We start from the raw sequence: 13,611 nt of genomic DNA, 5'->3' as shown, positions 1-13,611 counted from the left end.
TTGCTGACAATCTATTCTTTCACCGCTTTCAATCGCGAACCTGAACATGCACTTATCTGATCTGAAACATCTACACGTCTCTGAACTAGTTGAAATGGCAGTAGCCAACGAGATCGATGGCGCCAACCGACTAAGAAAACAAGACCTAATCTTTGCACTATTAAAAAACCAAGCCAAAAAAGGCGAAAGTATTTATGGTGAAGGCACACTTGAAGTGCTGCCAGATGGATTTGGTTTCTTAAGAAGCCCTGATACTTCTTACTTAGCTGGCCCTGATGATATTTATGTTAGCCCAAGCCAAATTAGACGTTTCAATTTGCATACAGGCGACTCGATTGAGGGGGAAATTCGTACACCCAAAGATGGTGAACGTTACTTTGCCCTTGTAAAAGTCGACAAAGTGAACGGCGAATCGCCTGAAGCGGCAAAGCACAAAATTCTGTTTGAAAACTTGACGCCACTCTTCCCTAATGAACGCTTAAAACTTGAGCGCGATATTAGTGCAGAAGAAAACGCGACAGGTCGCATGATTGATATTGTTGCACCAATTGGAAAAGGCCAGCGCGCCCTCATCGTTGCACCACCAAAATCCGGTAAAACCGTGATGTTGCAACATCTTGCCCATGCGATCACAACGAATCATCCAGAAGTGACCCTGATTGTTCTTCTCATCGACGAACGTCCTGAAGAAGTGACTGAGATGACTAGAACGGTACGTGGTGAAGTAGTTGCCTCTACATTTGATGAACCTGCCACCCGTCACGTACAGGTAGCGGAAATGGTCATCGAAAAAGCAAAACGCCTTGTAGAACATAAAAAAGACGTGGTGATTTTGCTTGACTCTATTACACGTTTAGCACGTGCATACAACACGGTTGTGCCAACCTCAGGCAAGGTACTAACCGGTGGTGTGGATGCAAACGCATTACAACGACCAAAACGTTTCTTTGGTGCGGCACGTAACATCGAAGAAGGCGGTTCACTCACTATTATCGCAACGGCACTAATTGATACCGGTAGCCGTATGGATGATGTGATTTACGAAGAGTTCAAAGGTACAGGTAACATGGAAATTCACCTAGACCGTCGTATGGGTGAAAAACGTCTGTATCCAGCGATTAACGTGAATCGCTCTGGCACTCGTCGTGAAGAGTTGCTGATTGAAAAAGATACACTGCAGAAAATCTGGGTACTGCGTAAGCTACTACATCCGATGGATGATTTAGAAGCGACCGAATTCCTGCTAGATAAACTAAGAGCAACAAAAACCAACTCCGATTTCTTTGATTCAATGCGTCGTGGTTAATATTTGGGCAAAAGTATTGCCTACACACGAAAAATCGGCCATAATTCCGCTTTTAGTGTAGGCACAATCCCTACGCGGCAGACCATCAAGGAAAAGAAATGAAAGATATTCATCCAGAATACAACGAAATCGAAGTAACTTGCAGCTGTGGTAACAAGTTCACTACACGTTCAACAATGAACAAAGGCTTGCACATTGAAGTTTGTTCAGAGTGCCACCCTTTCTACACTGGTAAACAGAAAGTTGTTGATACTGCAGGTCGTATCGAGAAGTTCAAAAACAAATACGGTTCCAAAGTTCGTTAATCTGGAATCTTTCAAAAAAAGGCAGCCTTGGCTGCCTTTTTTTATTTCTGCAATTTTACACGACTAGTATACTTCCACCATGAACCTGAGAAGGCTAATGGGCTCTAAGTTATTCTTTCTGAAATACCAATAAATAATTATTCATGCTGACTTATCAAGCACCACCCACTACCGAAGCAACCATTCAAAAAGATCATTCTTGGTTATTGTTGCTTTTGTCTCTCACTTGGCTTGTTCCAGGCTTATTTGGTCATGCACCTTGGAGAAATGAAGAAGTCGAAGTATTAACGGTGATTCGCCATATGCTAAGCACCGGCAATTGGATGATTCCTCATTTTGGTTCGCAGGTGTTTCTAGAAAACCCACCGCTCACTTATTGGGCTGGTGCAATTTTTGCCTATTTGTTTAGCCCATGGCTACTGAGCTTACATGAAGCAGCTCGCCTCGCCGCTGCAGTGATGATGGGGCTAAGCTTCCTGTTTATTGGGATGGCAGGTCGGCAACTGTGGGATAAAAAGCAAGGTCGAATTGCTGTATTGCTGTTAATGGGCTCATTTGGTCTGATTGCTCGTGCACACTTAATTATGCCTGAGCAAGGAAATTTCCTTGGCCATGCTTTGGTACTTTATGGTTTATCCATTATTCGCACACAGTTATTTTATAGTGCAACATTAGCCGGTATTGGTATTGCGCTATCCTTTTTAGGAGGGGGTACTGTCGCCATTCTACCGACAACACTCGCCGCATTACTCGTGCTTTTTGACAAGCCGCTAAACTCAATTAATCGTATTCAATGGACATTGGTTTTATTTGTCACCGCGATTCCTCTTGCTTTGGCTTGGCCTTTGGCCCTTCAAGAAATTGCGCCATCGGTATTTGCCGAGTGGAAACGACTTCATTGGGACAATCTATCTTTCTTTCTCCCTAAGAATGCACTCTATTATTGTTCCATGATGGCTTGGTTTGCTTGGCCAATTTGGCCATTGGCGTTAGGGCAACTACTTCGTCATCGTAGAAGAATGTTTGAGGATCGTACCCGATTAATTCTGCTTGGCATGTCGCTTTGTTGGTTATGGGAAGCAAGTCTTTCTCCGGAGCAACACGATGTCAAAGCGATTATCGTCCTCTTACCATTTGCGTTACTAGCAACACCCGCGGCCAACCAGCTTAAACGCGGATGGACGGCAGCATTTAATTGGTTTTCACGATTTACGTTTACGGGCTTTATTGCATTAGCTTGGTTTGGCTGGTTTGTATTGGCATTTGAAATGCCTTCTAAACTGGCTGCACGTATGCACAGGGCGAGTCCGAGTTACGTACATGAAGACCATTGGTATTGGCTACTATTTGCAATAGCAATGACAGGCGCGTGGGTCTGGATGTCTATTCGTCCAAAAGTCAGTGGTCGCATTGCAATTGCAAATTGGGCAATTGGCTTAACCGCTGCTTGGGGTTTGGCGATGACACTGTGGATGCCTTGGGTCGAAGCAGCCAAGGATTACCGACCGATGTTAGATGGATTGTATAAGGCACTGCCAACCAATGAGTGCGTCAATGGCAATCATACCCCCACGACCGTGAGGGGATTGCTTTACTTCTACTATGGCGTTGATTTAACCATTGGAGCCAATGCAAGTTACTGTCGGTGGTCACTGATTCAAGCGAATAAAAAAGATGCGGATACCTCTAATCAGTTAGTTTGGAGAGGATCAAGGGCTGGAGACAAAAAAGAAGAGGTTCGCCTGATTAAAAATGAGTAGTCAGCTTCTTTAGAGATAACTAGAGATAACACCCATACCCCGCCAATTATGCTTGTGATTGGCGGGGTGTATTTTTTCTAACGATGGATATGAAGCTTCTTCAAGATCCACTCGCCTAAATCATCTAAATAGGTATACACCACCGGCACAACCACAAGCGTAAGCAAGGTAGAGGTTAAGACGCCACCAATCACCGCATCGCCCATCGGGGATTGTTGCTCCCCACCCTCGCCAAGACCTAATGCTAATGGCACCATGCCAAATACCATTGCAAAGGTTGTCATTAGAATAGGTCTTAAACGTACACGGCCAGCTTCGATAATCGCGTCATGTCGGTTCATCCCTTTTTTAACTGACTGCTCCACAAAATCCACTAAGAGAATGGCATTCTTTGTGACAAGCCCCATCAGCATAATCACCCCAATGATGGAGAAAATATTTAATGTTTGCCCCCCTAACCCGAGACCTAGAAACACACCAATTAAAGACAATGGAAGCGACGTCATAATCGCTAGTGGATGCAGAAAACTGCCAAACTGCGACGCAAGAATCATATAAATAAAAATCACCGCAAGAGCCAATGCCTGTACGGCATAACCAAAGGACTCTTGCATATCTTTATTTGCCCCGGCAACCTCAAAACGATAACCTGGTGGTAGCTTGATGCTATCCATCGCTCGCTGAAGATCCACGCCCACATTACCTGCAGGTCGTCCATCAACGTTCGCAGTCAGTCGAACTTCTCGTTGTAAGGCACGCCGATTTATCTGAGTTGGGCTAGTTTCCATTTTAAAGTCGACAACCTGAGACAAAGCAACCTGTAAGGGTAAACCAGTCAACGGATCTGTTTTTGTACTTAATAGTCTGATTGCTGACAACTGCTGAATCCGCTCTCGATCGATCGCTGGCAGCCTAACTAGTACGTCATAATTTTGGCCATCTTCAGCTTCCCATGTTGTCGCACTGTCACCGGAAACTAGTGGGCGTATTGCATTACTTATTTGGTTAATGCCTACACCTAAGTCACTCGCAGCATCTCTCTTGATTGCGAGAGAGATCATTGGTTTTTGTTCGCTGACACTCGATTCAATATCCACCATGCCAGGGATTGACTGCATCTTGGCTTCCAGTTGCTTTGAAATGGCAACTAAGGTAGCCATCTCTCCACCTTGAATACTAACAAAGATAGGTTTCTGCCCACCGCCCGGAGAATCTGCCACGCCAAGGCTTTTTAGTTCAACACCACCAACTTGAGCCAAGCGGCTTCTCATTAGTGGGATGAGTTGCTTTTGCCCCAAGTCTCTCTCTGACTTGTGGACCAATCCAATGCGAATAGAGAATTGATTTTTTCCTTGTACAAAACCGGTATTAATTGTTGAATACGTCCGTTTTACTTCAGGCATTTCCTTTAAGACATTTTCCACTTGGTGTACTTTTGCGCTCGTATAAGCAAGACTAGAACCAACCGGTGTTTTTGCCGTCAGTAAAAGCTCGGACAAGTCGGCTTCAGGCACAAACTCTGCGCCTAAGCGTGAAGCAATAAAAAAACTACCCATTAGCACGCCAAGGGATAACAGCAATACTTTGATGCGATGCCCTAAACACCAATGAATGAGTTTCGCGTAGGCATTTGCAAGGTTGTCTAAGAACAGCTCTATTTTCATCAGCAAATTGCCAATGATTGGCCAGTTTGGTTTTTGATGGGCGACTGAATGTGGATCATGCCAAACAGAAGAGAGCATGGGATCAAGGGTAAAACTCACAAACATAGAAATGAGCACAGCACCAGCCACGGTCACACCAAATTGGAAAAAGAATTTCCCAATAATCCCCCCCATAAAACCAACGGGCAGAAATACCGCAACGATTGTTAAGGTGGTTGCCAATACGGCTAATCCAATCTCTTTTGTTCCTTCTAATGCAGCTGCTTGGGGCCCTTTACCCATTGCTAAATGTCGGGTGATGTTTTCGCGTACCACGATTGAATCATCAATCAATAGGCCAATGCACAACGATAGCGCCATCATCGTCATCATGTTGATAGAGAACCCAAATACACCAAGCAAGAAAATGGTGCCAACCAAAGAAATAGGCAAAGTGACGCCCGTAATCAGCGTACTTCTCCAAGATCCTAAAAACAGAAAAACAACAAAAACTGTGAGCAACGCCCCTTCAACCATGGTTTTGTTGACATCGTCTAGTGAGTTTTGAATAGCCACCGAGCCATCGTATACAACACCTAATGTCATTCCCTTTGGTAGAGAGCCTTGCAGCTCTTCCATTTTGGCTTTAATCCCTTTAGATACTTCGACCGTATTGCTGTTGCTGACTTTGCTAATATCAATCGCAAGTCCAGGTTTTCCATTCACAAACGCAGCAGAGGTTTGTTCTTCTTGCGCATCAACAACACGAGCAACATCTCTCACCCTCACCGCAGTACCATTGTGCCTAGCTACAATTAGCTGACCAAACACCTGTGGATCGACTACTTTTCCGTTTACTTGCAAAACGATTTCATTGTTTTCACTAATCAGGTTGCCGACTGGTAATTGCTGGTTCTCTGACTTCAAGATAGCCATTAATTGATCCACGCTCACTTGATTGGCGGCCATTTTCGTTGGATCGATTAACACATGAATCTGACGCTTTACGCCCCCTACCAAATTCACCTGCCCAACACCTTTTACCGTTTGAAACTGTTTAACAATGAGTTGATCTGCAATATTGGTCAGTTCTCGTTGGGTATGCGTGTTGGATGATAAAGAAACTGACATCATCGGCCGATCATCCGGGCCAGCCTTTCCTACGGTTGGCTCGTCAACTTCATCTCTCAAAGTGGCCTTTACAGTGGCCAATTTATCGCGCACATCTTGCATTGCTACATCAACATTAGTGGAGAGGGTAAATTCAACCACCACCACACTTAAACCTTCATATGAATTGGAGTAGATTTTATTCACGCCAGCAATCGTATTCATTGACTCTTCGATTTTTCGAGTCACATCATTTTCAACGACCGATGGGGTTGCACCCGTATACTTCGTAGAAATAACAGCAATAGGAAATTTGATATCTGGGAATTGCTCGATAGCCAAATTGCGATATGAGAAAATACCCAATACCAATAAGGCCAGCATCATCATGGTGGCAAAAACAGGATTTTTAACACTAACTTTTGTTAACCACATGGATAACACTCACTCGAAAGTTGTTTTGGCTTTAGCAAAATAGCGGACTTCCTACTTATTTAATTTGAATGGCGACCCCATCTACGGCATGCTCAAGAGGAATCGCAACAATACGATCCCCGTTTTGTAATCCACTACTCACAATAACCTCGTTATTGCCACTTGCCACATCTGTTGTGGTAATCCATTTTTTCTGCAAATGCTGGTCTGTCGTTACCAGCCAGACAAAAGGCTTCGCCTTATCTGTTTGAACACTTGCTTTTGGAAGCATGATCCCGCTCTTAGCATCCATCTTTACTTCTCCATTCACAAACATGCCAACTTTCATTTCAGTTTTTGGCATCGTCACCTGAAAATGGACTTTGACACTTCGCGTTCCACTAGAAGTGGATGGATTAATACGTGCAATCTCTGCTTGATAAACTGATTGTGCATCCCCTTCTATCTTGAATTGCGCTTTTTGACCAACATTTAATTGGCTAATAGCGGCAGAGGGAATGTCTGCCTCTAGTTCAAGGGTTGAAAGATCGACAATATTAAATAACGCTGCATGAAGACCTACTTCTTGACCCAAGGTAATAGAACGTTGGGCAATTACGCCGTTAATCGGTGAAAGTATTTGCCCTGACCCCAGATTACTCATGGCTTGTTTTAATTCTGATTGGCTACTAACAAGTGCGCTGCGCTTCAATTGCACTTGGTTCACCACCTCATCTAAGGCATTTTTTGAAATGAAGTTTTGCTGAAATAAAGCTTGTTGACGCGACAAGTTACGCTCTGCAATAGCCAATTCAGAGCTAGCTGCATTTAACGCGGCTTGCTTCACTGCTACGGTACTGTCCAAATCAGGCGAAGATAGTTTGGCCAGCAACTGTCCTTTAGCAACGGCATCACCTTCTTGGACCGTTAGCCGGGTGACTTTACCAGAGACTGGGGCTGTCATTTGAACAGCCATTGGGGAAACAATTTCACCATTAAAAGCCACATTAGACTGCAATGCTTTGGATTGCACTAAAAATACGTCTTGTGCTAAAAGTACAATCGTGTTTGGTTTTGATGCCATACTGACGGTAGATGCGTGGCGATTCGATTGGTATTTCTGCCATTGCCAAACACCTAAGCCAACTGCGACGAATAAAACGCTAATCACAACTTTTTTCATTGCAACACACCTATTCCAAGCTAGTTCATTCTGGTTTGTACGTATCAATCAAACATAAATGATTAATCTTTATTTACAAGCCATCAGATCATGAGTGGCTAGTCGATTTAATTTGTGTTCCGTTATACTCTAGTGCATCTCAGCACCAGATCACCTTAATATGCATAGTCACGATGCCACACCTGAATCGCTCTTTTGTGAAGATGTAATCGATGCGGTCACTTCACCAATTTTGGTTTGCCACACGCAAACGGGCAAAGTGTGCTACTTCAATGCAGCGGCAAAAAGCCAATTAGCCTTAACCGATACGCCTGCAGTGGATCAATTATTCGAGCGAAGTGCAGATTGGCGTGAGTTACTCTTAAGACTAAAGACCCAAGGTCATCTCAAACATTTTGAGGCGCGATTAAAAGGCAATCTTGGCAGAGATTTGTGGGCGCTGATTTCCGCCAAAACCTACAAGCATAATGACATTGCGCAGCCCTTAGTCGTCCTCTCTCTGCACGATATTACCGAATATCGAAAACGCGAATTTCGCTTACAAGCTAACGAAGCCTTGCATCTACAAATTTTGCGCTGTAGCAGCGAAGGCTATATTCAGTTTGATACCGAAACCAACCGAATTATTGATGCGAATCCGGCCATGTGCGACTTGTTAAAACAACCCTCGCATAAAGTCATTGGCGCAACCTTATCTGACTTTTTAAGTAATGGAAGTTCCCACACATCGCTTGCTTACCGAGACTGGACGAGATACCACGACACCTTGCAAGAGGAAATTGTGCTATCTCAACCAAATGGTCAGCAAATTATCGCACAGGCAAATGCAAATGTTCTAAAAAATGAGCAGGGAGAAGTCATTACCGCATTTGCATTGATGACCGATATTACCGAGCGGAAGAAGAATGAAGAGCGCATGGTGTATTTGGCATTCTATGATTCGCTGACCGCACTACCAAACCGCTTATTGTTTCAAGAACGCTTACAGCAAGCCCTATTTCAGCAAACACGATATGGCGCTCCATTTTCCCTGTTCTTTCTCGATCTAGATAATTTCAAGCAAATTAACGATACCTTAGGTCATGATGCAGGCGATGCCATGCTTAAACAAATCGCGAAACGTTTATTCAGGGCCGTGAGAGAAAGTGATACGGTTGCAAGAATTGGTGGGGATGAGTTTTTGATCATCCTGCATGGGATTAGCCAAGCAGATGAAGCTACCATTGCTGCAAAGAAGTTACTCGATGCATTACAAGCACCAATCGAAATAGGGCAGCATCAACTACAAGCGTCTGTCAGTATTGGCATTACCCTAGTACCGAAGGATGGCATTGATGCGACTACCCTTAGGAAAAAGGCAGATTTAGCCATGTACCAAGCCAAAGCATTGGGCAAAAATACCTACGCCCTTTACCAAGAAGACGACCGTCTTTTATAACGAATAAGCATTAATATCAAACACAATAATCTAAAGAATGATCTATAGGGCTGCTAAGATGCACACTTATCTCAGTATAGTGTTGCCTACCTAAGTAAGATCTATGGACTTTATTCATATTGCCTCAGGCTTTATCGTTGGATTAATTGTTGGTGTCACAGGCGTGGGCGGTGGTTCGTTAATGACCCCAATCCTGTTAGCGCTTGGCGTCCCAACGGTAAAGGCCGTTGGAACAGATTTGTTATATGCGGCCATTACCAAAGCGGCAGGCGTTTTTGTTCATCAAAAACAACGTAACATTAACTGGAAGATGACCTTCTGGTTATCTGTTGGCAGTATTCCGGCGAGTTTACTGACCCTTTATGCGCTCAAAAGCTGGGACCTGCCAGAAAAAACAATTGATAGTATTATCAAACAAGCACTAGGCATTGCTTTGTTTTTAACCGCCGTCTCGATTCTGTCTAAGTCTTGGATTTTGAAAAAATTAAAGAAAGACAAAGCAGACTTGTATGAAGTACTCACGACTCAACAAAAGTTTTTCACCGTCTGTAGTGGGCTTTTACTAGGCGTATTAGTGACATTAAGTTCTGTTGGTGCTGGGGCTGTTGGTACTATTTTGTTATTTGTGCTTTTTCCTTCTTTGCCAACCGTCAAATTAGTTGGGACAGAAATTGCGCATGCGGTTCCGCTAACCTTGATTGCAGGCCTCGGTCATGCAGGCCTTGGTAATTTGAACTGGGAACTACTGTTTACCCTTTTGACAGGTTCAATTCCTGGCATTTTGATCGGCAGCCGTTTATCTGGCACCATGCCTGATCACATTATTAGACCTATTCTTGCAGTGATTTTGGGGATTGTTGGTTTCCGCTTTATCATCTAAGTTTTTCATTAGCGTCTTTTATTTTCGATATTCAAAAGCTGGAGCATGTTGACCTCATCACTTCAGCTTAAGGGAGTTTTGTATGGATTTTGATCAAAAATTAGCAGAAACCATCAGTCTATTAAAAAAAATCAGCGATGAGTTTCAACCAGCAGTCTTTGCAAATAGCTATGGTGCTGAAGATATGGTGCTTACCCATCTAATCAGCCAGCACGCATTAAATATCCAAATTTTTAGCTTGGACACAGGCCGTCTACCTGCAGAAACATATAGCTTGATGCAAAAAGTTGAAGAGACTTACCCATCTCATCAAGTAAAAGTATATTTCCCTGAGACGGCAGCAACAGAAGCTTGGGTAAAAGAAAATGGGATTAATGGCTTCTACAACAGTGTAGAACAACGTAAGTCCTGTTGTGCAGTTCGTAAAATTGGCCCGTTAAAACGCGCATTAGCAAATAACAAAGCATGGATTACAGGATTGCGTAGAGAACAATCTCCTACGCGTACCAATTTAGGCTATCAAGAATTCGATGCAGATAACGGCTTGGAAAAATTCAACCCACTGATTGAATGGACTGAGAAAGAAGTGTGGGCATATATTCGTGCCAACAACATTCCATACAATGAATTACACGATAAGTTTTATCCATCTATTGGCTGTGCGCCCTGTACCCGTTCAATTGCGATGGGTGAAGATGTTCGTGCCGGTCGCTGGTGGTGGGAAAACCCAGAAAATAAAGAATGCGGCCTACATGTGAAAAAGATCTAACTCACACTTTGCTAGTATCTAAAAAGACCACTGCACCATGTTGCGTGGTCTTTTCTTCTTTATAAACATGCTTTTGCATGAAACTGACAAATTCAATTGATGCCACTACAATTGATTGTTGTGTATAACCTATAGTGATATTGTCCGGCACTTGCCGCCTACCCCATTTATAAATACCGCATGCTCAAATCCACCCGACTACGCCTTTATTTGCTCGCCTTATCGGCTTGGCTAGTCCTCGGTATGTCTGCGGCGGGTGTGATGATCACGGCTCAGTATCTACAAATTTCTGATCGTTTTGATCAAGACTCACGCTTACTTACTCGAAGCATCACGCAAAGACTAGAACAACACGACGCCATCTTAGCGGCCATTGCCGCCATGCAAGATATGGCCCCGACCCCATCCTCATATGAACTCACTCGCTTTGCAGAGCAAATTCGTGTTCGATATCAACACGTGGAAGGCATCGGCTCTTGGCAACGATTAAATGAAAAACGTCCTGTTCAGACGGTTTGGAGAACTGGCGCACCGCCGATTGATTGGCCAGTCCCTAGAGACATGTTAGAAGCGGCTTTAAAATCGCACTCCAACGGTGAACTCACAGTGGTCCCCGCCCCATTAAATCGATTTGCGCTAGTCACCCAACAGCGCAGCTTTGACGACTCAGTGATTATTGCAGCGCTGCTGATTGATCCTGACCGATTACTAAGAGGTGACGAACTACCATCGAGAATGCTTGGTTACCAACTATTGTCGCCAGATGGAAAAGAAACCCTATCTAGACAAGCGCCGGGACTAAGTCAATCTCCGGCGATTAGTTGGCTAACGCCGCCTAGAGTCAGCTTTTTACTAACAACCGGTAGTCAACCATTTTTATTAGAGGTATGGCGCCCCATCCACTTTAGAGAAATGATGTTTGATCGGGTGGCGGTGGTCATCATTATTCTTGGTGTATTTGTTTTTATCTTGGCGCGCATGCAAGAACAGCGACACGATGCAAAAGTGATGGCGAAGCGTCACGCTAGCCAATTAGCTAGAGAACGAATGCGTGCATCTGCCACCGTTGAAGCAACCGCCGATGCACTAATTACGTTCGATCGACACGGAAGAGTAACGCTGGCAAACCCTGCAGCGCGAGAATTAGCCCAGTTAACGGAACAAGTTATTGGTCGCAATATTCGGCAATTGCTTCACTTCTCGATTGATGGCGTGCATGGAACCCCCTTTCAGCCACTCGATGCCTTAAAGCATTCGATGACCGTTCAAGAACTGCCAGACGATACCTTGCTTACGCTGCCCGACGGTGATCAATGTATGATTGAAGGCGTGTTGTCCCCACTAGTCGATGATGCCGGTAAGTTTAATGGCGGTGTCCTTGCTATTCGGGATATGGGGTCTTTTAGACGGCGCACATTAGAGGCTCTGCAGGGTGCCGAACGGCAATTGCGCGAAAATGAAGCGGTGCTTGCAAGAGTCACCCAAGAAAGCTCTTTGGCTGAAATGGCTTCTGGTATCGCACATGAGTTAAACCAACCCCTCACTGCCATTTTAAGCCGCTCTCAGGCAGCGATGCGATTGTTAAAAGAGTCTCCAGACTTAGACCCAGATTTCGCAACGTCGTTAGAGGCAACAGTAAAACATGCGAAACGTGCAGGGGACATTGTAAAGCGCTTGAAAAGCCTTGCGATGCGCCAATGCTTTGATGAAGAACCATTTGATTTGCACCAAGCTTGCCGTCATGCAATTGCATTGATGAATGAAGACTTAGAATTAGCTAAAATAGAAATAATTGAAGATTATCGCGCCACACAATCTATAGTGAATGGAGATGTGATTCAATTAGAGCAGGTTGTACTGAATATTGTCCGAAATGCGATGGAAGCGATGATTCGAGCAAAAGCGGTGAATCCAGTGATACACATCAGTACAATAGATGATAAACAATCCATTACCTTACGTATCTCCGACAATGGCAATGGAATTGATTCGGAAAACCTGCCAAAACTGTTTGATCCATTTTTTACGACACGTAAAGATGGTATGGGCCTAGGGCTGGCAATTTGCCAAAATATTATTAGTGCCCACGGTGGAAATCTTACAGCGTCAAATAACCCGGATCGGGGCGCTTGCTTTACAATATCATTACCGGGATCAGAGGAACACAATTAGTGATGGACTTGCAATCACCTTTAATTTACTTGGTCGATGATGACGAAGATGTTCGTGAAGCCTTAGCGCTTTTGCTTCGTACAATGGGTATGCGGGTAGAAACCTTTGCCGACCCTCAGACATTTCTTTCTGGCTTTGACCGTCAGGCGATTGGCTGCTTGATTGTGGACATCCGTATGCCAGGTATGACGGGACTTCAACTTCAGCAAAAAATGCTGGATGAACAATGCACGCTACCTGTGATTGTCATTACTGGACATGGTGACTTAAATCTTTGTCGCCGCGCATTTAAAGCGGGCGCGGTTGAGTTTCTAGTCAAACCAGTAGATGAAGAAGCGCTCTTAGAGGCAGTGCAAAAAGCAGTTGGCCAGCATATTAAAGAACAAAAACAGCAAAGCCTCACTCGTGAAGCACAAACACGATTAGGTAGGCTAACTGACCGAGAGAGAGAAATTCTCACTCACATTGCGGAAGGTTTATCGAATAAGCACATCGCCAGAGTGTTGGATCTTTCGCCAAGAACGGTTGAAACGCACCGTGCGAACATTTTTGCAAAACTCGAAACTCCGTCTCTCGCTGAGCTGGTACGCCTATACTTAGCAGGATCGGACACACAAGCAGACTAATGATC

At 44.2% G+C, this 13,611-nt stretch carries 10 protein-coding genes; 8 read left to right on the top strand and 2 right to left on the bottom strand.

All coding sequences use genetic code 11. The features are described 5' to 3' along the window. The first annotated feature begins 46 nt into the window (after window positions 1-46). From rho to LIN78_RS17340, 3 genes are all read left to right on the top strand, one after another. Entirely contained in the window at window positions 47-1,306 is a 1,260-nt protein-coding gene (rho, locus tag LIN78_RS17350) for a transcription termination factor Rho (RefSeq protein WP_227182147.1), read from the top strand. Between the two features lie 98 nt (window positions 1,307-1,404). Beyond that, window positions 1,405-1,611, top strand: a complete 207-nt coding sequence (gene rpmE / locus LIN78_RS17345; protein ID WP_227182146.1) for a 50S ribosomal protein L31 — start codon at window positions 1,405-1,407, stop codon at window positions 1,609-1,611. Window positions 1,612-1,754: 143 nt separating this feature from the next. Then, window positions 1,755-3,371 carry an ArnT family glycosyltransferase gene (locus tag LIN78_RS17340; RefSeq protein WP_227182145.1) on the top strand — a complete coding sequence of 539 codons (1,617 nt, stop codon included), beginning with the start codon at window positions 1,755-1,757 and terminating at the stop codon, window positions 3,369-3,371. A gap of 77 nt (window positions 3,372-3,448) precedes the next feature. On the opposite strand, the gene LIN78_RS17335 is transcribed toward LIN78_RS17340, so the two are convergent. Continuing rightward, window positions 3,449-6,559, bottom strand: coding sequence for an efflux RND transporter permease subunit (locus LIN78_RS17335; RefSeq protein WP_227182144.1), 3,111 nt, complete (start codon window positions 6,557-6,559; stop codon window positions 3,449-3,451). A gap of 55 nt (window positions 6,560-6,614) precedes the next feature. Next, on the bottom strand, window positions 6,615-7,721 hold the full coding sequence (locus LIN78_RS17330; protein ID WP_227182143.1) for an efflux RND transporter periplasmic adaptor subunit: 1,107 nt from the start codon (window positions 7,719-7,721) through the stop codon (window positions 6,615-6,617). 160 nt (window positions 7,722-7,881) lie between these two features. On the opposite strand from LIN78_RS17330, the gene LIN78_RS17325 reads away from it, so the two are divergent. The 5 genes from LIN78_RS17325 (at window position 7,882) to LIN78_RS17305 (ending at window position 13,606) form a co-directional block, all read left to right on the top strand. Next, entirely contained in the window at window positions 7,882-9,159 is a 1,278-nt protein-coding gene (locus tag LIN78_RS17325; RefSeq protein ID WP_227182142.1) for a sensor domain-containing diguanylate cyclase, read from the top strand. 103 nt (window positions 9,160-9,262) lie between these two features. Beyond that, window positions 9,263-10,039: a sulfite exporter TauE/SafE family protein gene (locus LIN78_RS17320; protein ID WP_227182141.1), complete on the top strand. Its 777-nt coding sequence runs from the start codon at window positions 9,263-9,265 to the stop codon at window positions 10,037-10,039. Between the two features lie 82 nt (window positions 10,040-10,121). Next, the gene (locus tag LIN78_RS17315; RefSeq protein WP_227182140.1) at window positions 10,122-10,808 is read left to right on the top strand and encodes a phosphoadenylyl-sulfate reductase; all 687 of its coding nucleotides are present in this window, start codon (window positions 10,122-10,124) and stop codon (window positions 10,806-10,808) included. A 180-nt stretch (window positions 10,809-10,988) separates the two neighbouring features. Further along, a complete protein-coding gene (locus LIN78_RS17310; protein ID WP_227182139.1) occupies window positions 10,989-12,980 on the top strand; it encodes an ATP-binding protein in 1,992 nt (663 codons plus the stop codon). A 2-nt stretch (window positions 12,981-12,982) separates the two neighbouring features. Next, complete coding sequence (locus LIN78_RS17305; RefSeq protein WP_227182138.1) at window positions 12,983-13,606, top strand: response regulator transcription factor; 624 nt, start codon at window positions 12,983-12,985, stop codon at window positions 13,604-13,606. Window positions 13,607-13,611 lie beyond the last annotated feature (5 nt).

It is taken from the genome of Leeia speluncae (assembly GCF_020564625.1).
GTDB lineage: Bacteria > Pseudomonadota > Gammaproteobacteria > Burkholderiales > Leeiaceae > Leeia > Leeia speluncae.
This window is presented reverse-complemented; position numbering and strand designations above follow the sequence as displayed.

What these genes read in the sequence shown, in the direction of transcription:
- rho (WP_227182147.1), top strand. Translation starts at nt 47, where the DNA reads ATGCACTTATCTGATCTGAAACATCTACACGTCTCTGAACTAGTTGAA.
- rpmE (WP_227182146.1), top strand. Translation starts at nt 1,405, where the DNA reads ATGAAAGATATTCATCCAGAATACAACGAAATCGAAGTAACTTGCAGC.
- LIN78_RS17340 (WP_227182145.1), top strand. Translation starts at nt 1,755, where the DNA reads ATGCTGACTTATCAAGCACCACCCACTACCGAAGCAACCATTCAAAAA.
- LIN78_RS17335 (WP_227182144.1), bottom strand. Translation starts at nt 6,559, where the DNA reads ATGTGGTTAACAAAAGTTAGTGTTAAAAATCCTGTTTTTGCCACCATG.
- LIN78_RS17330 (WP_227182143.1), bottom strand. Translation starts at nt 7,721, where the DNA reads ATGAAAAAAGTTGTGATTAGCGTTTTATTCGTCGCAGTTGGCTTAGGT.
- LIN78_RS17325 (WP_227182142.1), top strand. Translation starts at nt 7,882, where the DNA reads ATGCATAGTCACGATGCCACACCTGAATCGCTCTTTTGTGAAGATGTA.
- LIN78_RS17320 (WP_227182141.1), top strand. Translation starts at nt 9,263, where the DNA reads ATGGACTTTATTCATATTGCCTCAGGCTTTATCGTTGGATTAATTGTT.
- LIN78_RS17315 (WP_227182140.1), top strand. Translation starts at nt 10,122, where the DNA reads ATGGATTTTGATCAAAAATTAGCAGAAACCATCAGTCTATTAAAAAAA.
- LIN78_RS17310 (WP_227182139.1), top strand. Translation starts at nt 10,989, where the DNA reads ATGCTCAAATCCACCCGACTACGCCTTTATTTGCTCGCCTTATCGGCT.
- LIN78_RS17305 (WP_227182138.1), top strand. Translation starts at nt 12,983, where the DNA reads ATGGACTTGCAATCACCTTTAATTTACTTGGTCGATGATGACGAAGAT.